This is a genomic window from Bacillus sp. ISL-4, from assembly GCF_018613275.1.
Classification (GTDB): domain Bacteria; phylum Bacillota; class Bacilli; order Bacillales; family DSM-1321; genus Peribacillus; species Peribacillus simplex_E.
This window is the reverse complement of record NZ_JAGGQN010000025.1, coordinates 1-24,045: the sequence shown is the minus strand read 5'-3', so window position 1 is coordinate 24,045 and position 24,045 is coordinate 1. Positions and strand designations below refer to the sequence as shown.

Below are 24,045 nucleotides of genomic sequence, written 5' to 3'. Positions count from 1 at the left end.
GGCTTTTTTTAGGAAAAGGGCGAAGCTGATACTCACATCGCCTTATTGTGTTTGTTCGTACTTTAAGCCTACCAAATTCCATAGTTGGAGAGATTAACTTATGTTCGTTTTTATGATTCGAATCTCTCCTTTTAATAGAATAGTAATGAGGAAAAAGATTTAACAATAAATTGCGTCAACATACATCGTTGTTAATGTTAAGGCAATTTCTTCAAGGGGACTTTTATTTTTATTAAAAACGATTTCCCATTGGTACATTTCATTAGAAAAAAACCAGCTGCGAGCTACTAATTCAGCTTTTAAGTCTGTACGAGCCAGCCCTTTTACTTGCGAGTAAGTAATATCCTTTGTAATACTTTGAATAAACCCTTGTCTAATTTCTTCCCACTTGTCGTTAACAGTAGCAGAAATTCCGATGCCCTCTGAAAAAACTTTCATTATTTCTCTTTCAGTGTCTGCTATTTTTAAAAATTCTAATACCTGATCCAAGATAATTCCTTTTGCTTCTTCTTTTGTTGAAGGGAAAAAGGGGATATGTGCTACATCAAAAAACTTATTCATTACATCTTCCATTACTATGATTAACAGATCATCTTTTCCTTTAAAATGACCATAAGCTGTTCCATACCCTGTTTTTGCTTGTTCTATAATTTGTTTAATCGTTGTCTGTTGAAATCCCTCCCTTAAAAAGACATGATGGGCAGCGTTAATTATTTTGTATCTGGTTTTCATCGCCCTTAAACGTCTTCCATCTTCTAGGTTATTTTGTTCTCTCATAATTGAAATCCCCCTGCTCTTTACCTTCCTTTAATTCAAAAAGACTCCGAACCTCTGTCATAGTCCTCATTTTAATATTTTCTAACACAAGTTCTCTTCATCAGCTTCATTAGCACTCATCTTATTCTACCAACAACTTTCCATGTGAGCCAGTATGGAATGAAAATGGGTAACAACAATTTGATATGACAATAATCCAAAATTATCATCAAATTCAGAGACTACTTCAAACCCTTTTGCTATGTAAAAACTCTTTCTATTAGTTGTCCAGAACTTTTCTTATTCAAGAATATGACCCTTTCATGGGATAACATTACTGGTGTCTTTAAACAGCTGTAAATAAAACATCTTTATTTTCATACAACAGTTGCATGAAAAACCCCTGAATTCAAAGACGTTCAGGTGCTTTTTGATTGCTTCTAATGAGTATTATGTGAACCAAATATTTTTGAATCTTACGTTGACAATAAAAATAAGCAGAGTCTATAAATCTACCTCTGCTCTTTTTTTATCAAAATTCTATGACACTGTGACAGATCTTTTGACACTCACACGACCTTTTGAGTCTGTTGCATTTATAAAGATTTTAGTACCTACTTTTTGCTTTGGAATATTTACTTTATATGTTCCGTAAGCATTAGCTTTGGCTGAATAGACTTTTGTTCCAATTTTCACTGTTACTTTTGCATACTTCTCCGTTTTCCCTGTTACTGTAGTTGTGTAGTATTTAACTGGATTAACAGTCGGCATGTTTGGCGCAACTTTTGTTACGGATATTTTTCTGGTTGCACTAACTTTCCCAGCCGCATCTTTTGCTGGTACTGAGATACTGGTACTGGCATTTTGAATGGGAATAGCTACCTAATAGGTTCCATAGGCATCAGCTTTAGCTGTATAGATTTTCGTTCCAATTGTAACCGTCACTGTCGCGCTCTTTTCCGTTTTGCCGGTTACGGTGGTCGCTTTATTGTTGACCGTATTGACAATCGGACTATTTGGTGCAACCCTTGTTACCGTAACTTTTCTGGCTGCACTAACTTTTCCAGCCGCATCTTTTGCCGTTGCCATTGTATCTTCTAGTTTTTCTGTTTGACTGCAAGCTCCAAGCAATCCGATTGAGATAACACCTGCTGCTAAAAGATATTTTCTCATCATAATAAATCCCCTATTTTCTCTCGTTTAGTAAAGATAGCCTGCTTCGTTTTAATCTAATTGAACCAGATAAGCGCTATAATTATTCAGAGTACAAAAGAAGAGTACCCCACGAATGCTCCCCTCTCCTTACTTCAAAACATCTTGAAATTCGGTTAAATTAATCAAATAAATCGAGAATAGCAACTAAACGAATATGATGAAAAATATGGTAGCTAGAATCGTAATTCAATTCAATATATAGAAAATCGAGGGCCCCATATTTGGGTCACCTCGATTTTCTTGTATTTTATTAAGCTTATTTAGAATTTGATCACTTATGCAGAATGATGTTTGGTACCTTTTTCTATCTGGGATGCAGATGTATTCTTGTTATTTTGAAATGGATCAAACATTTTTTCTCGGATAAACAGTGCAGGAATAATTCCGGCTAATGCATAAGCAATCCCAAGCATGGCTAAGCCGAATCCAATTGATTGTGCTTGCGAAATAATACCAATGCTAACAGGCGCAATCGCGGCACCAAATCTCCCAATGTTATACGCCCCTCCTACAGCTGTACCACGAATATGTGTAGGGAAACTTTCACTCATGTACGTACCATTAACCCCATATGGTGTACCGTAGAGAAATCCAAAAATAGTTAATAAGATGATAATATTAGCCGGTGTGTGATACATGATAAGGAATGGCAAGAAAATGGCAGTGGATATACCACCAATGGCATATACTGCGCGACGGCCAATTAAATCTGCTAACCAACCTGCAAGAATTTTACCAAAGATCAATGCTGTATAAGTTCCAACAAGATATCCTGTCATCTTTTTAAAATCGAAGCCTAATTCCTCAACAAGATAAGTTGGAAGCCAAGACCCTACTCCATAAAAGCCAAATTGTAAAAAGGTTGAAGTAAAAATCCAGAACAAGAAAATGGCTCTGATTTTTGGATCTTTATAGATTGTCAACCATTCATTATTCTTGGCTTTATTAGGTTGTTTTTTAGCTTCTTTTTTAGCTTCTACCCATCCTTGAGGTTCTGGTATCTTACGTCTAATATAAATAGCCAAAACTACTGGTAAAATTGAGATTAAGTAAAGCGGACGCCATCCGTAAAGTGGTAAGATCATATTTGCTAATAAAGCTGCAACTAAATATCCTACTGAATAGGCTGCCTGTAATGATCCCAAAATAGTTGTTCGTTTTTTCGTTGGAACATATTCAGCCATAAGCATCATCACGATAGAGTATTCCGCTCCTATCCCTATAGCAGAAATAAAGCGAACAACTACAAATTGCTCATAAGTTTGAACAAATCCTAGGAAAGCAGTTCCTATAGAGAAAAGCACCATCATATATGTTGCCATTCTTACCCGGCCGTATCGATCTGATAACCAGCCGCCAACGATACCACCAAACGCCATTCCTATTAATGATATTGTGCCGAGGAACCCGGCCGTTGCTTTTGAAATTTGGAATTCATCCATTAAACTAGGTAAAGTTAAAGCTAGTACCTGTATGTCCATTCCATCTACTAAGAGACCTATAAAACATGCGATGAAAACAATAATCCAAGATGGATTTGACTGCGTTTTTTCCATTTTCCCAACCTCCCTTTCATGAGCATAAAACGCTTACATTTTTGAGGCGCATTTCCTTAAAAACGTCTCTTGTTTGTCCTATAAAATATATTTTCCTAAAAAGATTAAAAAAGGCCCTTTAAAAAGGTGAACCCACAAAATGGCATCACTACTTTTTAAAAGGCCGGTCGTTTACTAAGGTAAATTAAGAAAGGTTGTTTCTTAATCGTTAATAAACAGGCGTTCAATATTTAACTTGTAAGCGTTATCTTATTATTATTATATCTTTAAACCTATCATTCTTGCAACATTGTTTTAAAAATAAAATATTGGTAAAATTATAATTGTGTGTTTTCTATAATCGTAGAGATTCCTAGTCCTCCAGCGATACATAGAGTCACAAGGCCGTATTTCTTGCCAGTTCTCTCAAGCTCATGGATCAGCTTCGTGAATAAAATTGCACCAGTTGCGCCGATTGGGTGACCCATCGCAATCGCTCCGCCGTTAGGATTGACTTTATTGATATCAAGTCCCAATTTCTTAATACAGCCGAGTGCCTGTGCCGCGAATGCTTCGTTTAGCTCAATGACATCGAGGTCAGCAATCGATAGATTTGTTTGTTTTAGCGCCTTTAATGTCGCATGAACAGGTCCCATTCCCATGAATTCTGGAGAGCAGCCAGCTGCAGCCTGAGCAATCACTCGTGCTTTGGGCCTGTAGCCGCGTTTAAGCGCTTCTTCCTCTGACATCACAAGCAACGCTGCAGCGCCATCATTACGCCCGCTTGAATTTCCTGCCGTTACACTTCCACCCGCTTTAAACACAGGCTTCAAGCCAGCAAGATTGTCCAATGAGGTTTCACGCAGATGCTCATCAGTTTTAAATTCAATCGTACCCTTTCTAGTCTTGATCTCATAAGGAACGATTTCTTTTTCAAAGTACCCCTTCTCAATCGCATGGCGGGCATTTACCTGACTTCTTAACGCAAATTCATCCTGCTCTTCACGAGAGATTGAATACTTTTCAGCGATATTTTCCGCCGTCACACCCATGATTAAATCGCCATAGGTTTCTCTTGGCTGCGATCCAGGCTGGCTCGCTGTATTTGGGTCTTTCAAAGAGGTATCCCCCGCAGTAACCCCAAAACGCACCCCGTTTACATAATACGGCGCTGTGCTCATAGACTCCGCTCCGCCTGCAATAATAATATCGCTTAAACCAGCGGCAATTTGCTGAGCCGCGTTGTTAATGGCCTGTACACCCGATCCACATTGCCTGTGGACGGTATAGGCAGGAACCTCCTCAGGAAGCCCTGCACGAAGCGCTGCAACCCTCGCCAGGTTTGAGACATCAGCACTTTGCTTCGCCTGCCCCATGATGACTTCCTCAACTGAGCTTTTTTCTAGACCAGTGCGTGCGTTTAATTCCCCAATAACCTTTGCTCCAAGAAAATCTACCGTTTCATTTCCAAGTGTTCCGCCTAATTTTCCAATCGCAGTCCGAACAGAATCTATAATGACAACGTTTTTCAAGTCCTCATCCCCAGTTGTTATTATTTTTCTTGTAAAAAATTATCGTGATATTTTTGGTAGGCGACCTTTAGCGCCACAATCAGCGCCCCTTGAGATTGGATTAAGAAATCCTTTTCAATCGCCTTTAGAAGGGGACTGATATCCTTGCTAAAATCGGCCCCAATCACAATCCGCTTTAAATAATCCTTTGCTAAATCCGTGATAAAAGTAGCGTCAGCATTCACGACAATATGGTTTTGTTTATGAATTTCAAGCATAACTCCTATTTGCTTATTGTTTTCGTACATCGGTGTATTTTGTGGTGCTTTTGCATAAGTAGAAATAAAAACTGTTGGCATTCCCATGGAATTCGACATCCTTTCAAGATTATTGATTTTATTGTATCAAAACTCTCGAAAAAAATTGAAAGTTTAACTTAAGCTGTAGGAATACTCCCTTGCGTAATGCTTCACTTTATCTAAATCGATCTCCATGCCGAAGCCTGGTCCGTCTGGAATAATAATTTCAAAGTTTTCAATTTGGAGTTCATCAGTCGTAATACTATCCTTAAATAACAATGGCCCAAAAATCTCTGTCCCAAATTTAAATTCTGAAATCGTCGCATATACTGCTGCACAGGCTGCTGTTCCTAGGCTTGATTCAATCATTGTGCCGCCATATAATCCAAAGCCGGCACCCTCAGCGATTGCTGCTACCTTTTTTGTTTCCAGTAAGCCGCCATGCTTGCACGGTTTAAGGGCAATACAATTTCCGTAGCGGTGCTTCGTAATTTGGAAGACATCGTGAACCGAATTCGCCGCCTCATCTGCCATAATCGGCACCACGAACCGCTCTGTCAAGCGAGCCATCCCTTCATAATTCCAGGTTGGAAGCGGCTGCTCTACCATAGACACTCCGCCAGCCTGCAGCTTCTCAATACAATAATTAGCCGTTGTTTCATCCCATGCCTGGTTGACGTCAACTGTCACGCGGGCCTGATCACCGACTGCTGCAATGATTTTCAAGACATGATCGACATTTTTATAAGGATCACCTTTACCAATTTTCAATTTAAAAATCTTGTGGCGCTTTTGACGTAAAAATTCTTTTGCTTCTTCAATATCCTTTCCTGTATCACCGCTGGCAAGCGTCCATGCAAGCGGTAAGGAATCATGGATTTTTCCGCCCAACAGCTCATAAGCCGGAACGTTTCTACTTTTTGCCGCTAAGTCAATCAGCGCTTCTTCAACCACTGCTTTTGCAAAATTGTTTCCTCTAACTACCTTTGAAACCTCGAACATGATTTTTGAAAAATTAGCTAGGTCCTTGCCGATTAAATGCGGTGTAATATATTGATCAATGTTAGCCTTGATGGCTTCCACCGTACCTTCACCGTAGGAAGCACCGCCAATGGTCGCCACTTCTGCCCAGCCTTCGAGGCCCGCTTCATTTGTAATTCGGGCAACCACAATCGATTGCGCCGTAATGGTGTGCATCGCCAGCTGATGCGGGCGGACCGTCGGAATATCTAGTATATATATATCTACTGAACGTATCGTCATCATTTATTCATCTCCTAGCTGTTCTGTAAAGTGAAACTTCTATCAGTGGGGGTTTTCCTTCATCCCCACTGATGGTTAGCTGAACTAATCGGGCTTTTACGTGCAGTTGACTCCACCCATCTTCATTATGCGGTCAGAATCTGAAGGAGTATTACTGCCCGTTAACCTACGATGAAATCTGCTTCCGTTTTGGCGCGAACCTCTTCAATCGTGACGCCTGGCATTAATTCGATCAGTCTTAATGATTGGTCAACCACTTTGAACACAGCTAATTCGGTAATAATCATGTCAACACTTCTTGTCGACGTGATTGGATACGTGCATTCTTTGAGGATTTTGCTGCTTCCGTCCTTATTTGTATGGGTCATAGCAAGAATGACTTTCTTCGCACCAACAAGCAAATCCATCGCTCCGCCGACACCCATGATATTTTTCCCAGGAACGGCCCAGTTTGCGATGACGCCGGTTTGGTCTACCTGCAGGACACCAAGAATCGCCACATCGATATGGCCGCCGCGGATCATGGCAAATGAATCGGCACTGTTAAAATACGATGCGCCAATCGCTTCGCCAACCGGCAATTTCCCAGCATTTACGAGGTTCGGGTCAATGTCTTCTTCCTCGACATCGGTAACACCTAGGAGTCCATTTTCAGTGTGTAAAAAAACATTGTCATCGTGGATATATTCTGCAACAAGGGTTGGAATTCCGATTCCTAAGTTAACGGTGCATGGTCCTGTTAATTCCTTAGCAGTGCGTGCTGCAATCATATGCTGAATGGCTTTTTTATCTAATACGGTCATTTCTGTACAACCCCTTCCTTTGTCAATACTTGCTGTGCTTCAACAATATAATCAACATATAAGTGAGGTGTAACGATTTCCTCTGGTGAAAGCTCGCCCGGCTGCACGATTTCGTCTACTTCAACAATGACGATGTCCGCAGCAGTCGCCATAACCGGATTGAAGTTTTGCGCTGTTTTGTAATAAACGAGATTGCCAAGCGTATCCGCTTTATGCGCGCGGATGATGGCCACATTGGCAGTGAGAGCTGGTTCAAAAATATACTTCACACCATTAATTTCGCGCTCTTCCTTCCCTTCAGCAAGCTGTGTCCCCACACCAGTTTTTGTATAATATCCTCCTATACCCGCGCCGCCTGCACGCATCGATTCAGCAAGAGTCCCCTGCGGAAGCAATTGCAGCTCAATTTCACTTTTTTGGTACTTATCACCAACATCGCGGTTGCTTGTAAAATAAGAGCCAATCCCTTTTTTTATTTTGTTTTGATTCAAAAGGATTCCCAGGCCTTTACCGGACTCGCCCAGGTTATTACTGATGATTGTTAAATCCTTGACATCTTTTTTTGTTAATCCGTCTATTAAAGTTAGCGGTGCGCCAATTAAGCCGAAGCCGCCAACCATGATCGTATCGCCATTTTTTACACAAGCTAATGCAACTTGAATATCAGTTTTGATTTTTGACATGTCATGTCCCCCTTTTATTGACCTGCGCCTTGTAAGGAATCGCTCAGTTCAAACCATGTTGGAATGCCTGCTGTCAGGATGCAAATGAAGCCAAGATCAGCCAGGTCCGCTTCCGAAACGCCAGCCTGCCTTGCTTTTTCAATCCATGGCACGGCGTCCTTGCCTCTAAGCTCAACAATGTAATTTCCGACCATTGTTAAATGCTTATAGCGGGTTGGGACTTTTCCGTTAGAAAGGATTTTTTCCTCGATGGCCTGATCGTTTCCGGATTTGATCAATTCTAATGTTTCCACTATGAAACTAGTATCTTCATTTTCCATCCATGTGACGATGGCGGCGATTATTTCTTCGATTGATTCGGGTTTTTTTGATGGCTGTTCGACCTTTACCCCTTTAAGCTCAAGCGCATAGGAGACAGCCTCTAATGATGTTTTCAGTGCTGCTGTACCGTTGTACAGGTACGCAACGAGAAAGTATTCTGCCAATTCCGGAATTGATAGACCGTGGTCGATTGCGCCTTTCGTATGGTAGACCATGCTGCGCGCATAAAGCCTAGACGCGTTCATGCTGGCAATCAGCACATCTTTTTCCTTACGGGACAGCACCGCGTCAATGAACGCCTCGCCCCTTATGTCTGTATAGGTATCAAGCATCCGCGGGCTGTAATCATGCATTTTTTGAACCCAGTCGGGCACTGTATCGTAGACTTCTTTAAAGTAAGCTAAGCCTTTACTCATTTGGAATCAACCACCTTTTTAAAAAATGAGTCGACATAGCCGTTGATGTCTTCTCTATTTTCAAACACCATGGTGTAATGGTTGCAGTCTGAGGTGACTGTTTCGATTGATTGAGCGCTCGCTTGTGTTTCTTCATAATCACTTAGATAAAATAACGGCGGCATTTTGCCAATATCGCCTGCTGCGTAAACGAGGAGCAACGGACAAGAGATTTTTGAACAAACTTCCTTTGGATCATATTGGTAAAAGCTCTCGAAATCTGCTAGTATGTTAGACTCCGTTGATTTATTTTCCCAATGATTGACAACCGGTCCGACTTCATATTCAACAGTCTCCTGCATGATTTCATTCCAAGTAATCCCTAGATTGCTGTAGATTCCTTTGATTTCTTCTACATAATGTTCCTTTGATTGATATTCCTTGCTTAGTCTCCCTAGAGAAGGCTTCACAATTGCCTGCTGATGGTCTGACATTTTTGCCGCCCCGTCTAGGAGAACCACCGCTTTCACTGAATCCAGCTTGCTCGCCACAATCGATGAAATAAATGCGCCCATGGAGTGTCCAAGTAAAATCGGATTCTCAATCTTTAGTTCTTTGATTAGGCCAAGGATGTCTTCAGCGTGTTTGAAGATCGATGGCTCTTGGTCTGTTTCCGCACTGTCGCCGCGCCCGCGGAGATCGACAGCGATAAAGCGGTATTCCCCTTTGAATCTCTCAGCATAATAATGCATATTTTTATGAGTTCCTGTCAGGCCGTGAATCGCGATGATCGGACCCTTCTCACCAGGGTAATCCGCTATCTGAATCTCGTAGCCATTAATGGTTTTCTTATATAGTTCCATCTTTTAAGCACCTCTTTTATAGAATTGCTGTTAAACGCATAGAGAATAAAAAAGGCCTTTTAAAGATGGCGGACTGCATTTGCGGACAAATGTAATCCCTCATCTTTAAAAGGCCGTTGCGTTCATTAAGGTAGATTAAAAATGGTCAATTCTTAATCGTTAATAAACAGGCTATTCATTGTATGCGTTTTCTTTATTATGAAACATTTTTTTCAGAATTTCAAGAGTTTTGTTGAACTTTGGGTAAAAGCGAGGAGCATGGGCTGGGTGGTGGATCTCTAAAGCAGGGATTGGGGTTCTGGAAGGCAGTTCGCAAATAAGTCCCCACGAACGCAAATAACGCCTTGCCGGAACATCAACTAGCATTCTAATTCCCCAATTTCACCCAACACCTAAAGGTTTTTAAGCCTTCTATTAACCAAATCTATGTTAAATTCCCTGCTTCCATGCCCTTGACCCCATCTTTTCATATGCTCCTACTCTGGATGGTTCTCATCTGCAAGGATGTAGGTAGTCTTCGTAACCAAGCGATCCTCCCACATCCTCAGGTGGCGTGTCGCCCTCTCCCTCTAAGCATACCGGTTGATTTTTTGGAAAATCGGCAATAATCCTTTCCACTTCAATCTCATGCTACCAGTGAACACCGAAATCGTAAATTTATTTGATTTTTGCAGGAAGGACATCCCCCTTCGGTGCTGGTGGCTGACAATAAGAGAAGCTGCGTTGTTTAAAATGGCGCATTTCAGCACATCTCTAGGATGGACGACACTGGCATTCAGGATTCCCACATGCGCCCGATGAAGACCTACAACATGATTTTTCGTATTGAGCATCATGACAAGAAACACTTCCCTGTCCTCGTTTGCAATTTGCGCTGCGGCTAATTCTCGGGCATCTTCTGGTTTGCGAATTTGAAAGGCCGCAAACGGTTCAACCGTTTCCCTGATTTCCTGCTTGATTCTGACCACTTCAAAAATTGGGGTTAATTTCATTTCCAAAACTCCTTTTCCTTTTATTTTTTAATTTGTTGCCTTTTTGGTTTTACTCTGGTGGGTTTTTCTTTCCAATTTTCATTTGCCTTGCGAAGCGAATTTGTTCCCCAAAGGGGATTATTTTTCCCCTTTGACATATAGAACGAAAAGCACGCATAGGCAATCGGTCAAGGGATTAAGCACAAAAACTTTTTGATGTTGCGATAGCGCCCCTAATCAAAAAGTTTTTTGCCCCTTGATCGATGGACTGGCCGTCTTAGCTTCCAGCCGGAAAGGTTCGGGTGTCCTACCGGCTGGAAGGTTTGCCGGCCTGCGCTGTTTTACGATTCGGAAGGCAAAGGGAAAAAATAATAAAAAAAGCAGCTGGCCGGCTGCTATCCTTATGACCTTTTATTCTTTCAATCTCTTAACTTACGGCCTTCGGCTCGTTCGGTATGGCGGCAGTAGCCGTAAATGGATCAGGAACCTATGGAATGTAGGCGAAGCACGAGCCGTACAGTTCGTCGTTATCGAATCATTTAATGCCGAAGCGACACGTACAGACTGTAGTGCTAGCCGCACGAAGTAGATTCACAAAGCTCTAACGCTTGTGTAATCCGAGGCGAAAGTAAAAATCTACCTTTTCATAAAGAAAAAACACTCTGGAGAATGACTACCCCAAAGTGCTTTATATAAAATTACTATACTATTTTTAACGGCCTCTTTTAATTCCTTACCTGGTTTAATGGCATGAACCCTGGAAGCTGTAATTTGTATTTCTTCTCCTGTTTGTGGGTTTCTGCCCGTTCGAGCTGCTCGGTCGCACACAGTAACTTTCTTCGAATTCAGTACAATTTTTGAAACGCACGTCCAAAGCATAAAACCAATAATGAGGGAGCCAACATTCATTCTGATTACTCCCCCCATCCGAATGAGGACCAAAACACCCTCGTTCCTCCTACACTTGATTGCCAAACCATCAGAAATTCATTATCGGAGTTGCTAATTTTTTTATTATTTATTAATGACTTTTGGTTAATTTATCTCACTATCGAAATAACAATATTCATTTTAGTAACTATTAAATAATAATCCCTAAAACGAACGTTATAGGGAGTTTTTTTCGTACGCCTAAATTTATATTGTCACTTTGACCGATAATTTTCGTATATTTAAAGAATTATTTTGCACACTCACTAAAAAAAACAGCTACCTTTACATAAATATATCTCAATTTTCTTAATTATTTAAATTTTTCAATATTTTATTGTAATCAAGAAACGGCTATGATAAAGTCAAAATGAAGAAAATTCTTCAATTATTTTATTTTATGAAGAAGAGAAATCACTTTAATTAAAGTAGAGGAGGTTCAATTATGAACGATTACAAATTGGGAAAACTAATGAACGAGAAACTATTAGCCGAACTATGTAAAAAATTTGCTTTTCTTGACCACGATCCAGACTATGGAGAAAGACTGTTTTTTGATAATTCAGGTGGTTCTTTAAAATTAAAAGAGGCTATTAAAATGAAGGAAAGTATCGATTTATTGCCAGATTGCCCTGAAAGGTATCATCAAAGAGCAATAGATTTTAATAGCATTATGGACAGATGTACGGAAGATGTATTAAATGTAATATTTGGGTCAAATTCTGGTTCCCTAATTACCGATTTATCTGCATCTCAATCAATGTTTAAAATGGTTTCAACTATTATTGAGACTGTCGAAGGAACCAATGCTGTCACTACTAATATCGAACATCCCTCTGCTTATGACGCAGTAAAATTCTATTGTAAAAAGAACAATAAAGAATTTAGGGTCGCTGAAGCAAATGTTCATACAGGGTTTGTTGATCCTGAATCAATCACCGAAAAAATTGATAAGGATACAATTTTATTAAGTGTAATAGCGTCAAGTAATATTTCAGGAAATATAATGGATCTCGAGAAGATTATTAAGACAGCTAGAGCGAAAAAGCCAGATTTATATATTATTGTCGATGCCGTGCAGCACATGCCACACGGGACTCTCAATGTAGAACAACTCGGTATAGATGGAGTAAACTTTGCACCATATAAGTTTATGGCATCAAGAGGAATTGGATTTGCCTATGTTTCTGATAGACTATCGAAACTCCCACATCAAAAACTATATGCAAAGGATGACAGTGTTTGGGAACTTGGTTCACCTACACCTGCTTTATTTGCATCCATGTCGGCAGTTATCGATTATGTATGCTGGTTAGGTTCATATGACAGTATAGGAGACATGTCTAGAAGAGATTTGTACCTTAAGGGTATGGAAAAAATAGTCTTACATGAAAGAGCATTGCTGCATAGACTACTTGAAGGAAGTGATAAAATTGAAGGATTGAGACACATGGATAAGGTAAAAGTTTTTGCGGATTATCCAGATTTAACGAAAAGAGACCTCATTGTCGCAATTGGAATTGAGGGGAGAGATTATGAACAACTTAGAAAAGATTATCAGGATAGAGGAGTTACCGTATATGAACGTGTCAATACTAGTGTTTATTCCAAACGTATACTAGAAGCGATTGGCTTAACAGGTGCTATAAGAGTTTCCCCTTTCCATTGTCATACAGTAGATGATATCGATAAATTTTTATCTGTAACAAAAGAATTATCTGTCACTAGAGAATTGGCAAATTCATAAATTATGGGGAGGGCTATTAATGAAGAAAAAATTAGGGCTCGGTACAAAAGTTTTTATTGGATTTGTAATTGGTATTATACTAGGTTTAATTTTCAAAGAAAAAATATTAATCGTTAAACCTATTGGAGATATCTTTTTAACACTAATTAAAATGATTGTTGTTCCACTTATATTCTTCTCCATAACTTCTGGGATTTTTAGTATTGGTGATGTCCAAAAATTAAAGAGAATCGGAACAAAAACTTTAGTCTATTATATTGGAACGACATTATTAGCCGGTGGTATAGGTCTTCTAGTTGCACACTTATTTAAACCTGGAAAAGGAATAAATATAGCTAATATCGAGGCCTCATCTGAATTTGAAGCTTCTGAAATTCCTACTTTTGGAGAAACGGTATTAGGTTTATTTCCATCAAATCCTGTACAGGCTCTTTCAGAAGGGAACCTGATGCAAATTATTATCTTCTCCTTGTTCTTAGGTATCTCCATCGTATTAATCGGAAACAAATCCGAAACCCTTAAGAAGTTTTTTGATGAGGGTACCGAAGTAATGTATAAGATGACAGGTATCATAATGGCTTTTTCTCCTATAGGTGTAGCTGCGTTAATGGCTTGTACCATTGGTGAATACGGCTTGAAAATATTTGGACCTTTGGGCAAATTTATTTTAGTTGACTATATAGGTTTGATCTCTGTAATCATTTTGATGTACCTATTTATGTTAAAATTCATAGCTAAATTTCCAATATCTAAGTTTTTTAAATCAATCGGTAAAATTTGGATAGTAACTGCAAGTACAACAAGTAGTTCTGGAACTTTACCCGTTACCATTTCTGTTACCAAAGAAGACTATAAAGTAAAAGAGGAACTAGCACAGTTTACACTTCCTATTGGAGCAACTATGAACATGAATGGTGCCGTTGTGTATTACGCTGCTGCAGTCATATTTGTATCCCAAATATATGGAATTGAAATGCCATTAAGTCAACAATTACTTATTATTTTAATGACCACATTAATATCCGTTGGATCCCCTGGCATTCCTGGCGGTGGTATTGTTATGACAATTATGTTGCTAACTACATTAGGACTACCAATGGAAATCGTTGGAATGATTGCTGGTATTTATAGAATAATAGACATGGGGCACACTACCTTAAATGTTACAGGTGACGTAGTAAGCACATTATGTATAGCACGTAGTGAAAATATGATTGAAGATGAGTATCTTAAACCTATAGAAAAGGTTGTTAATAAAACGAACGCATTATAAAATAATAATTCACTAAATTATTTATAAAAAAGGGTTGTAAAAAATTTATTTTTTACAACCCTTTTTTTATTAATACATCCCAAACTGACTGATATGTTTATTAATTCTTTCTAACTTTTCCTCACTTTGAATAACTGTTGCTTTACTTACATGTGTACATATTAATTCGGCTAAAAATAATACCGGAGTATAAGAGTTGAAGAAAGCATTACTATCCACTGAAACTAAAAGTAAAACATCAGCAAAATGTGCTATGGGTGCTGTGGCTTTATCAGTAATGATGACAACTTTTGCATTGGCCTCATTTGCCATTTTGGCTGCTGCAATGTCTACTTCAGAGTATCTTGGAAATGAAAAAATAATGACACAATCATCCTTACTACAGGAAGCTAAGGTATCAAACGGTGTAAATGAATTAGTACTATTAATAACTATATTATCAATAATCTGATTAAGGAATACTCCCATTATTTCCGTTAAACCAGTTCTAGCTCTACTACCTAGAATATAAACTCTTCTAGCATCAATGATATGATTTATTGCTTTGTTGAATTCTGCAGATGAGTTTTTCTCTGATATAGAGGAAATATTTTTTTCAAGTATTTTCAAATTGTCATTTAATAAATCTGATTGTTTAACTTTATCATAACTCAGCTTTAATCTTTCAGAAGGTATGGTAACATCATCAGATATTGCCAAACTTCCTTCATAGCACTGTTCTCTTAGATACTTTTGAAAATCACTATATCCAGAAAAGCCTAATTTTTTAGGGAATCGGATAATCGTTGCATTGCTAACATTTAACCTATTAGCCAATTCTATTGACGTTACAAGACACGCATCTGTTAAATTACTTAAAATATATTCTGCTATTTCTTCTTCTTTTTTTGTGAGCTTGGAGTTACTTATAATTGTTTTTAAGGACTTTTGTGATGAATCCATCTAATATACCTCCATATTCCTCTATTGGTTATTATATAAGAAATTAGAATTATTTAAAGCATGAAGCATTTTTATATAAAGCAGTTCCAATTATAAACAACTCAAACCTAAGCAAGAAACAGAAAAAGAAATCAATAACAAAGAAGGTAATTAATGTCACAGTACGAAGACACTACGCTTATTAAAGTAACCTCCCCCTTTAGTTCCATATGAAAAGAGCTGCCATAAAGACAGCTCCGAACTCAGCTAACGGACCCGTTAGTTGAAGTACAAACCTTCACAATCCTGCTAACCTGCCACGTTAGCTTAATAAGGGGTAGCGTCATGAAAATGCGGATTTACAACGTTAAGGGGAAATTACAATAATACTTAGATTTTCCATACAGTGAGTTTCGCATGGATCTGGATCAACGACTGACTCTATAATGAATCTTTCAAATAAAAAGAACTGATTCTTAAGCATGGGAACGGGCGATATTATTGAATAAAATTAATGTATTGCTAAGGCATCCTTATTAAAAAATTTAACAACTTTATGTTACCCCCATCCAAAACAGGACGGGGTATGCATGTTGGAAGTATTATTTTAATCTTGAAATTTCCCTATTGGGGGGTGGTAACATCTTCGCTGGTACTGTCCCTTTAGTTGATTAAGGAATTGAAGATTCTTGATCATATGATTAATTTTGAATGACGAATTTCTTCATTTATTAAATTAATGGTAATAAGTTTTCTAGTCCACTATCCATTCGTAAAATAGATATTTTACGCATAGATAGATTGTTTACTCCCCCACTTTATCATCAAGTTAAAGAAATCATCATTTTTTCAACCCTTACTACAAACTGTTAATGATCACCTTCTTCTAAAGGTTATAAATGCTACAAGCCTGTAGACAAATAAAAATACAGGTAATTTTTTTATATTCTAACGAGGTTTATTATAAAATAACATAGATTATATCTTTTGATAGCATTTTAGGCTATCCATCAAAGAAAGCCCTGAATTTTTAGTAAAGGTCAAAGATAATTTAGATTGAATGCTAAAACAATGCTTCTTTACACAACAGTCATTAGGATTAATTTTCTTATTTATCGAAGCATGAAATCTACTTGAGGTCTAAGGCCACCTAAATAAAAAATGATCAGGAAATTTAGCAGCATTCCCTGATCCATTATTTCATTTTTTCCTTTTTTGAATTCCTTATCCTGTAAAATAAAAAATTAAGTTAGGAAATATCTTTTTTTATCAAGTTCTGTTTGCATATTATGTTGTGCGTTTTTAATTCATTTGTTAATCGGAAAAACTCCAATTTATTTCGGTTTTTCCTTACAGACGTTATTTTGTTCTATATAATGACTATTCTTGCAGTAAAAGGTTATGAATGCTAAGAAATAACTCCGTAAACTACACTTTTATAAATGAGTTATTTTGGCACCAGAACCGTCAAGAGTACACGTTGTTTATATGTCTTCAATGTGAAACCCTTATCAAATTAGGATTCTTTACCCCTAAGAATAGATTTCACGAAAAGGTGGATTAAGGGTCTCCGAAAAGCAAATACCCGTTAAATAGAGAATGGGCACTTCCCTATGCAAGAAAAGCGTCCGATTATCTGTTTTTATTTCACAAGCTGTTTATCAGGTTTAATAAAGAACCATATGACAGCAGCAAACAAGACGGGCACAGAATTTATCATTAAGGCTATATTCCAACCCATTTGTTGTGCAGTCCAGCCACATATAATTGGAGAGAGAACGGCTCCTATGTTTCCCAAAAAATTCATCCAACCACTCACTGAACCCGCAAACTGCTTACCTAAATCGTTTGCAACTGCCCATGATTGTACTACGGGAAGACCAAGTGAGCCAAGAGCTATTGTTAACCAAAGTACATTTAAAAATGGATTATTAGTAAGTGACGCTAAATTAATCGTTATAATAAAAATGATTAAACCTGTTATTGCTAATCCACCTCGAGCTACCATAAGGCTTTTCCCTTTTTGTATAAGATAATCTGAAATTACACCACCTGCTAGCATCAATAAACAGATTGCAAGAAATGGAAAGCTTGCTGCTACCCCCATTTTTGTTAGAGAAAAGTGACGAGCTTCAATTAGGTATGTTGGTAACCAAGTGATGAATAATGTGGTCATATACACAACAATAAAATACTGTAATCCGACTGCCCAAAATTGGGTATTGCCTAAAAAATCTTTCCAAGGGGTCCTCTTATCATCGGCATTAGAAATATCACGATTTGTAAGAATAAGATTTTTCTCATATTCAGAAACCCAAGAATGCATTTCTGGCTTATCGCGACTCACGATATACCAGAATATGCTAATTACGATACCCGGGATGGCAAATAAATAAAAAACACTTCGCCATCCGAATGCTGCTACAAGTGCAACTGAGATCCCTGGCGCAATAACTGGGCCAAAGAACTGCCCTACTAGTAATAAACTAACTGCACGACCTTTTTCCTGTTTTTGAAACCAAAATGAATTAAAAACCGCGTTAGCTGGGGCCAAGGGAGCTTCTCCAACTCCAAAAAGGAATCTAACCAAACTAAGGAATATATATGAAGAGAATGCAGCTGTCAGCGCTGTAAATATTGACCACCAAATCATAGCAAAAGTTATAATTCGTCGTACACCAAATTTTTCAGAAATGATTCCACTTGGAATTTGAAAAAGTGCATAACCAAGAAAAAAGGATGAGGCTAAAAAACCGAATTGGACCTTATTCATATTTAATTCTTTCATCATTGGTACAGCTACAACAGACATGTTCGCCCGATCCATATAGGAAACCAGACCTATGAAAATAAAGATAATTCCAAGCCACCAGCGCATTCCAATTTTTCTCTTATGAATCAGTGTTTTTATATTCGTTTCTAGTGGATTTTCATGTTCCGAATTCGACACTTTTCTTCCCCCTATCGCCATTCGGTGAATGACCCTACTTTCACAGAAACGTGAGCAAACTCATTTTTTAGGATTAATTCCTCACACATGTTGTACCTCCTTATGGTAGATCGTTAGTCAGTTTGTTAGTTAGTACACACTAACAACAATCTAATACTATTATACAGGAAAGACAGTTGTCAATAAAATTATGAATCTTCAATATCCTATTATCCCTTGATAACCGATTCTGGTGCAAAAACTTTAAGAAACTTGCAAGTAATCTCTCAAACTTGGACACTTATACTAGTACTCTAAAAAAGGACGTAATCGGTATAGAAAAGGATCGATTGCTGCGAGAACATGTTTTTGAGGCTTTTGATATGCAGAACTTAAAAAGGAAATAAGAAGTAATATGACGCATTATAATAGGTTTAGATACCAATGGAATTTAAAGAAGATGACCCCTGTAGAATACAGAAATCATCTTCTTTGTGTGGCCTAACCTTTTTTTAACGTCCTTTACAAAGGGTACAGTTTAGATTACCTGGCTAACCTTATATTACGATTAGGCACTTTAATGGGGGAGTAGTTCCCAAAAACTATTATAGGGGGCCCGCCATAGACAGAAAATATTTAATCATGTTCTCATCAATGTACAATTAAGACAGGACATTTTGATAACTGAGCGACCTTATGGCTGACACTACCAAGCATTAATTCCTTCATTCCACTAAGTCCACGTCTGCCAATGATAATAAGTTCCTGTTCATGTTCTTTGGCATATTCTAAAATTTGATGAGCAGGGTCTCCTTTAAGATGGATTGTTTCTATGGACATTCCCCCAGCAGATATTAGTTTGGTTTTGGCCCTTTCCAGTATTCGTATACTCGACTTTTCCAATTCATTTAATACTTCCTCCAGATAATCTTCTGGTACATATGTTAAACCCGTTGTTACATTTTCCTTACTAACATTCACTAGTGTTACATGAGATTTCCCATTATTGGCAATACTCAACGTTGCCTCCAATACTTTGCTATTCATATCGGATTCGTCTATAGCGACAAGAATTTTATTAAACATATTCATTATCCTTTCATTCCAAAATTATATGTTTTACTGTTGGGCAGAACCTATATATCGCTCTCTGGCCGCACCAAGACCAAATATAAAGAGTAGAACCGATGCGCCAACTAATATTAAAAGTGGAATCGTCCAGCTATTGGTTGCATCATGTATAAACCCAAATAGGGTTGGGCCAACTGCCGCAAGCAGGTATCCAATCGATTGGGCCATACCGGATAATTCCGCGGCCTGTTGCGCATTCTCTGTACGTAAGCCGAAAAACATCATGGATAGGCTGAATGCGAAGCCTCCTCCTATGCCTAGAGCGATGATCCACAAAACGATTAAATTCGAACTACCATATAGTAACCCAAACGTCCCGATTAAAAGTAAAATCGCTGTAATGGTCACTAACGAACGTTGACCGGACATGCGCCCTGCGATGACTGGGACAATGAAGGTAAATGGGAGCAAAGCCAATAGCATAACGGAAAGCATCAAGCCAGACTGACTTGAATTCAATCCCTGCTGCTTAAGAATTTCTGGCAGCCAGGCAACAAGTACATAAAAGATCATAGATTGCAGTCCCATAAACAGGGTTACTTGCCACGCTAGTGCCGAACCCCACAAATTCACATGACTGTCAGCCGTTTTATTATGAACGGTATCCCTTTTCACGTTACGATGTTTCATCTGTGGTAACCAAAATAAAATAGATATAAAGCTTAAAATCCCCCAAATTCCCATTGCACCTTTCCAGCCAAATCCTAATCCGATTGCGATAGGAACACTAACACCAGAAGCTATTGCTCCAAATAAATTCATAGAAATGGAATACACGCCAGTCATTAAGCCAATGCGTTCAGGAAATTCACGTTTGATCAGGCCAGGTAACAATACATTACCGACGGAGATAGCCAAACCAAGAATAGCAGTACCTATATATAAAGCAGCGATCCCTGATAGGGAACGTATAGCAATGCCGACAGTCAAAAAGACGATGGAACCAAAAATAATTCGTTCTACCCCCAATTTTTGTCCTAACTTGGGTACAATAGGTGAAAAAAGCGCAAAGGCTAATAATGGCAGCGTGGTAACCATACCCGCCAATGTATTTGAAATACTCATATCATCCTTAATAAGACCAACTATTGGCCCTACCGAGGTCAAAGGGGCCCGTAAGTTAGCAGCAATAAATACAATACCAACAATCATTATCCAAACTGCAGATTTGCCAACAGTTGAAATGGCACCTTTATTCTCCTTTTTAATTACTTGATCCATTGAACCCATCCTATTTCCTCCTAGCTTTTTGAAAAACTCATGTTTTGTATTTTGTTCATTATGATTTACTTTAAAAATGAATGATATACGAAAGAACAATATTCGTAACTGAACATATTTTGTATATTATAATATACCTTTTCTCCAACAAATAACACTATAATATATTTAATTGGATTTGTCTACCCTTGAATATAGAACTATTTTAAACAAATTAAAGGAATGCCCCGGTCCACTAATGGATTGAAGCATTCCTTGTATTAGGATAAGCTAGGAGAAAAGAAATTCAGATTCCGTATTTCAATATGATATGGAGAACAACAACATCGTTGGTATGATTGGCAAATGAATGTGTGCCATTTGTAGAACTAATTGAATCATATTGATTTAGAGTATATGATTCATTATTAACGTTAATTGTAATGGTTCCAGACATGACAGTTATAAGTTCCGTTGTATTATGATGATGTTTTTCTGGATGGTAAGAGCTATTTGGCTGTAAATAAGCAAGGTACTTTTCGATATTATATTTGCATTTTGGAAAATCGGTTCAATTGCCCAGTTATTTCCGTCCCCAACAATTCGTAGTCCTTCCCCGGCTCGAGACAGATTCACATTGCTTTCGGTTGAGAATAAAGCCATGAGTGGTATGGATAAATTTTTTGAAATTTTCCATAACATCTCTATTGTTGGATTTGTTTCTCCGCGTTCTATATTTCCTAGCGTTAGCTTACTTACACCCGATAATTCTGATAGTTCTTCAAGACTTAAATACTTTTTTTAGTACTCCCCCAACTTGTAAAACAACTTGTTTTGGATCATCAGTTTCTAAATTCATTTTAAACCAACCTTTGCAATATCATTTGAAAATGTAAAGTGATAAAATCGTGATACTAAACAAACACCCAATTATGTATTAAAATATATAATAAAATATACTTCTTTTGTGTAGGATTCCATCTTAATTATCATCTACTTTTGAGGCTCTTTAAAAATCGTGCCCAATTCAGGAATAGGAATTACGCTATTTCCGTATTTAAGGGCTCTTTTGATCCAAATGCATATTTTCTTGAGGATATGTAAAAGCTATCTTGTTCTAAGGCTTGATGTGCACTTTTGTTCCGTCTAAATCCGTAACTAAATTGTGGTTCGACAATAGGTGTCAACATCTGTACAACGGCTTGTTGAAGAACCTATCAGTCACAGTTGGTATTCCAAGGTTTCGAAACCCTCCGTTTGGCTTAGGTATTTGAACCCTTCTTACTGGTTTAGGTTTGTATTTACCTTTTTTAATCAGATGGATAATCTCTTCACCATTTTCCTTAAAATATAGGCGAGTAGCTTCTATATCTTTCGCATCGACTCCTGCTACTCCTTTATTTCTTCTAACCCTTTCAAAAGCTTGGTTTAGATTATTCCTTTCCGATATTTTTTCAATTAATGTTTTAGTAAATTTCATATTGTCCCTATGATGTTGAGGTTGTACAAGAGTAACTCCACTCTATTAAAGATGCTCCTATTTTTCGAATATTCACTCTTTAGCAGTCCTCAATTGGCTGTGTCCTTGCTATCTTGTAAATGACTCTAACATAGTCGCTTCTTTCGTTCAGTTACTTATCACTAGGTAGGTTCTCTTACGGGGTACTAAGAGATCACCCAGGGTATGTTCATCCACTTTCTCCACATATCTGCCACATTTATTCCTACCTCATCCGGGGATATTTAGGACTTTACCTTGTTCTGCAGGTTCGTCCTGAAAGTAAGAACCTCAAATGTGATTCGTGTACCTCAGCCCTAGGATTTGTCTAGGGCTTCAGATTCCACGTCACCATGGACACCCTTGACTTCGACTAATGGTTCGCATATCCCAACGCCCAGCTTCTGTAATTGTTCCTTTATATCGATAGCGTTTTACTACTTCACCAGGATAGGCTGGTTCTATTGGTTCCAGTTCATTTCCGTCTGCAACTGGTCATATTATTCACGTTTTGTGACGACATGGATTGTGGCGGTACTAACTTTGAACACTTTACTGGAAGTGAGTACATGCAATTTAGGCAGATAAATCTCCAATGAAGAAGTTTTACTTTTGGTTTAAGGAGTTTTATAGGCTAAAGCTAGCATTAGATATACTTTTTCGTTAGAGCGGTTAATGTACGTATGAAATTCTTCTCCTTTAAATTTAATAGCATCCCATTTGTTTAATTGATGGGTTTTCCCTCCTACTCTTATCTCCAATTGGCCATTTAATACAAGGACGATTTCTTCGGAACCAGCTAAATGAAGCTCACTGTACTCACTATTTGGTTCGATGCATGCCCTATACCATTCTGTGCCAAAAGCTTTAAATAATGGGTCGATAAACCAATCATCATTATGCCCTGCGAAATGGTAATTAGATACAAATCGGTGTACTTTAATATCTTCTTCGAATGTTAATAAAGATACTAGGGGAATATTTAATCCTCTACATATTTTCCAAAGGATATTAACTGTCGGATTTGTTTCCCCTCTTTCAATTTTTCCTAACGTTAATTTACTAACATTACTTAAACTCGCCAACTCTTCAAGACTAATCCTTTTGTTTCTGCGAATTTCTCTTAGATTAAGCCCTACATGACTAGATAAATCAATATTTTCCTCTTTCACATTTTCACACCTTTCAAATTGACTATGCTCGATAATTATATTATGATGTACAAATAGTTCAACTATAATTAACAATTAAACAAAAAGTTAACTATAGTATACCAAAAATTCATCAAGATTTACTATGTAGTTTGGAATCTTTTTTTGTTTATTATATCCATGAACTTATGAGCTTCTATCACATCGACCTCACCAGTTCTAAAAAATATTCAGGCGGATTAAGAGATGTCTAGCGTTGCGATTAGTTTACTTACTGCCCTCCCTATTTTTTGTATAGATATTTTTTGCTTACTTGTAGAAAACTAAGGGAACAATGGGGAGTCGAATTGACGATTGCGTTATCGGTTTTTTTAATTGGTGTGGGTACTGCTTCTACCGAATCCATATTAAAGCGATTTTCAAGGGATACAAAACACTTTTCGATTATCTATATGACACCTTGAGTAAATGGCGAATGGTATCTCCCTTTTTTGTACACAGATGACATCGTTAATCATAACATCCTTGACCTGAGGCATAACATCACATCCATTTTATATGATACTTTGCGGTCTAGAGCAGCTACCCTGTCACTAAGCCCTATAGCAATTGAAGAGATGAAGAAAGAGAAAATCGAGTAGGGGGAAAAT

At 37.9% G+C, this 24,045-nt stretch carries 24 protein-coding genes and 2 pseudogenes; 4 read left to right on the top strand and 22 right to left on the bottom strand.

Going from position 1 to position 24,045, the window contains the following annotated elements:
• Positions 1-159: 159 nt before the first annotated feature.
• From J7J00_RS17455 to J7J00_RS17395, 13 genes are all read right to left on the bottom strand, one after another.
• Positions 160-777 carry a TetR/AcrR family transcriptional regulator gene (locus tag J7J00_RS17455; protein ID WP_214792761.1) on the bottom strand — a complete coding sequence of 206 codons (618 nt, stop codon included), beginning with the start codon at positions 775-777 and terminating at the stop codon, positions 160-162.
• Between the two features lie 519 nt (positions 778-1,296).
• Complete coding sequence (locus J7J00_RS17450; protein ID WP_214792759.1) at positions 1,297-1,527, bottom strand: Ig-like domain-containing protein; 231 nt, start codon at positions 1,525-1,527, stop codon at positions 1,297-1,299.
• Positions 1,528-1,638: 111 nt separating this feature from the next.
• Complete coding sequence (locus tag J7J00_RS17445; RefSeq protein WP_214792756.1) at positions 1,639-1,932, bottom strand: Ig-like domain-containing protein; 294 nt, start codon at positions 1,930-1,932, stop codon at positions 1,639-1,641.
• Between the two features lie 314 nt (positions 1,933-2,246).
• Complete coding sequence (locus tag J7J00_RS17440) at positions 2,247-3,527, bottom strand: MFS transporter (protein WP_214792751.1); 1,281 nt, start codon at positions 3,525-3,527, stop codon at positions 2,247-2,249.
• Positions 3,528-3,844: 317 nt separating this feature from the next.
• Entirely contained in the window at positions 3,845-5,038 is a 1,194-nt protein-coding gene (locus tag J7J00_RS17435; protein ID WP_214792748.1) for a thiolase family protein, read from the bottom strand.
• A gap of 20 nt (positions 5,039-5,058) precedes the next feature.
• Complete coding sequence (locus tag J7J00_RS17430; protein WP_214792745.1) at positions 5,059-5,382, bottom strand: DUF3870 domain-containing protein; 324 nt, start codon at positions 5,380-5,382, stop codon at positions 5,059-5,061.
• A gap of 66 nt (positions 5,383-5,448) precedes the next feature.
• The gene (locus tag J7J00_RS17425) at positions 5,449-6,582 is read right to left on the bottom strand and encodes a muconate cycloisomerase family protein (protein WP_286201435.1); all 1,134 of its coding nucleotides are present in this window, start codon (positions 6,580-6,582) and stop codon (positions 5,449-5,451) included.
• A 158-nt stretch (positions 6,583-6,740) separates the two neighbouring features.
• Entirely contained in the window at positions 6,741-7,382 is a 642-nt protein-coding gene (locus tag J7J00_RS17420) for a 3-oxoacid CoA-transferase subunit B (RefSeq protein ID WP_214792742.1), read from the bottom strand.
• Complete coding sequence (locus tag J7J00_RS17415; RefSeq protein WP_214792739.1) at positions 7,379-8,065, bottom strand: CoA transferase subunit A; 687 nt, start codon at positions 8,063-8,065, stop codon at positions 7,379-7,381. The genes J7J00_RS17420 and J7J00_RS17415 overlap by 4 nt, the downstream gene beginning before the upstream one ends.
• A 14-nt stretch (positions 8,066-8,079) precedes the next feature.
• Complete coding sequence (locus tag J7J00_RS17410) at positions 8,080-8,739, bottom strand: carboxymuconolactone decarboxylase family protein (RefSeq protein ID WP_286201434.1); 660 nt, start codon at positions 8,737-8,739, stop codon at positions 8,080-8,082.
• A gap of 59 nt (positions 8,740-8,798) precedes the next feature.
• Positions 8,799-9,644 carry an alpha/beta fold hydrolase gene (locus J7J00_RS17405; RefSeq protein ID WP_214792732.1) on the bottom strand — a complete coding sequence of 282 codons (846 nt, stop codon included), beginning with the start codon at positions 9,642-9,644 and terminating at the stop codon, positions 8,799-8,801.
• Positions 9,645-10,136: 492 nt separating this feature from the next.
• Positions 10,137-10,262, bottom strand: coding sequence for an IS1096 element passenger TnpR family protein (locus J7J00_RS28925; protein ID WP_214792729.1), 126 nt, complete (start codon positions 10,260-10,262; stop codon positions 10,137-10,139).
• Positions 10,214-10,636, bottom strand: a complete 423-nt coding sequence (locus tag J7J00_RS17395; RefSeq protein ID WP_214792726.1) for a JAB domain-containing protein — start codon at positions 10,634-10,636, stop codon at positions 10,214-10,216. Before J7J00_RS17395 ends, J7J00_RS28925 begins: the two co-directional genes overlap by 49 nt.
• A gap of 235 nt (positions 10,637-10,871) precedes the next feature.
• Between J7J00_RS17395 and J7J00_RS17390 the strand changes: the two genes are divergently transcribed.
• Complete coding sequence (locus J7J00_RS17390; protein ID WP_214792723.1) at positions 10,872-11,204, top strand: hypothetical protein; 333 nt, start codon at positions 10,872-10,874, stop codon at positions 11,202-11,204.
• Between the two features lie 122 nt (positions 11,205-11,326).
• Here J7J00_RS17390 and J7J00_RS28215 read toward each other — a convergent pair.
• A pseudogene (locus J7J00_RS28215) lies at positions 11,327-11,443 on the bottom strand (HU family DNA-binding protein); the annotation flags it as partial.
• 547 nt (positions 11,444-11,990) lie between these two features.
• Here J7J00_RS28215 and J7J00_RS17380 point away from each other — a divergent pair.
• Positions 11,991-13,292, top strand: coding sequence for an aminotransferase class V-fold PLP-dependent enzyme (locus J7J00_RS17380; protein ID WP_214792717.1), 1,302 nt, complete (start codon positions 11,991-11,993; stop codon positions 13,290-13,292).
• A 19-nt stretch (positions 13,293-13,311) separates the two neighbouring features.
• Positions 13,312-14,565 carry a dicarboxylate/amino acid:cation symporter gene (locus tag J7J00_RS17375; protein WP_214792714.1) on the top strand — a complete coding sequence of 418 codons (1,254 nt, stop codon included), beginning with the start codon at positions 13,312-13,314 and terminating at the stop codon, positions 14,563-14,565.
• Positions 14,566-14,634: 69 nt separating this feature from the next.
• On the opposite strand, the gene J7J00_RS17370 is transcribed toward J7J00_RS17375, so the two are convergent.
• Together J7J00_RS17370 and J7J00_RS17365 are read right to left on the bottom strand one after the other, a co-directional pair.
• Complete coding sequence (locus tag J7J00_RS17370; RefSeq protein ID WP_214792711.1) at positions 14,635-15,507, bottom strand: MurR/RpiR family transcriptional regulator; 873 nt, start codon at positions 15,505-15,507, stop codon at positions 14,635-14,637.
• Between the two features lie 1,621 nt (positions 15,508-17,128).
• A complete protein-coding gene (locus J7J00_RS17365; RefSeq protein ID WP_309487197.1) occupies positions 17,129-18,436 on the bottom strand; it encodes an MFS transporter in 1,308 nt (435 codons plus the stop codon).
• A 361-nt stretch (positions 18,437-18,797) separates the two neighbouring features.
• Here J7J00_RS17365 and J7J00_RS17360 point away from each other — a divergent pair.
• Positions 18,798-18,920: pseudogene (locus J7J00_RS17360) on the top strand (IS3 family transposase); the annotation flags it as partial.
• 146 nt (positions 18,921-19,066) lie between these two features.
• Here J7J00_RS17360 and J7J00_RS17355 read toward each other — a convergent pair.
• From J7J00_RS17355 to J7J00_RS17335, 6 genes are all read right to left on the bottom strand, one after another.
• Positions 19,067-19,501, bottom strand: a complete 435-nt coding sequence (locus tag J7J00_RS17355; RefSeq protein WP_214772913.1) for a universal stress protein — start codon at positions 19,499-19,501, stop codon at positions 19,067-19,069.
• A 33-nt stretch (positions 19,502-19,534) separates the two neighbouring features.
• On the bottom strand, positions 19,535-20,776 hold the full coding sequence (locus tag J7J00_RS17350) for a CynX/NimT family MFS transporter (RefSeq protein ID WP_214792705.1): 1,242 nt from the start codon (positions 20,774-20,776) through the stop codon (positions 19,535-19,537).
• A 277-nt stretch (positions 20,777-21,053) separates the two neighbouring features.
• Positions 21,054-21,212, bottom strand: coding sequence for a cupin domain-containing protein (locus tag J7J00_RS28210; protein ID WP_396020576.1), 159 nt, complete (start codon positions 21,210-21,212; stop codon positions 21,054-21,056).
• Complete coding sequence (locus J7J00_RS28205; protein ID WP_309487196.1) at positions 21,209-21,448, bottom strand: hypothetical protein; 240 nt, start codon at positions 21,446-21,448, stop codon at positions 21,209-21,211. The genes J7J00_RS28210 and J7J00_RS28205 overlap by 4 nt, the downstream gene beginning before the upstream one ends.
• A 481-nt stretch (positions 21,449-21,929) precedes the next feature.
• Positions 21,930-22,226 carry a hypothetical protein gene (locus J7J00_RS17340; protein ID WP_214792702.1) on the bottom strand — a complete coding sequence of 99 codons (297 nt, stop codon included), beginning with the start codon at positions 22,224-22,226 and terminating at the stop codon, positions 21,930-21,932.
• Between the two features lie 635 nt (positions 22,227-22,861).
• Positions 22,862-23,416 (bottom strand): helix-turn-helix domain-containing protein, encoded by a 555-nt coding sequence (locus J7J00_RS17335; protein ID WP_214792699.1) that lies wholly within the window; start codon positions 23,414-23,416, stop codon positions 22,862-22,864.
• Positions 23,417-24,045 lie beyond the last annotated feature (629 nt).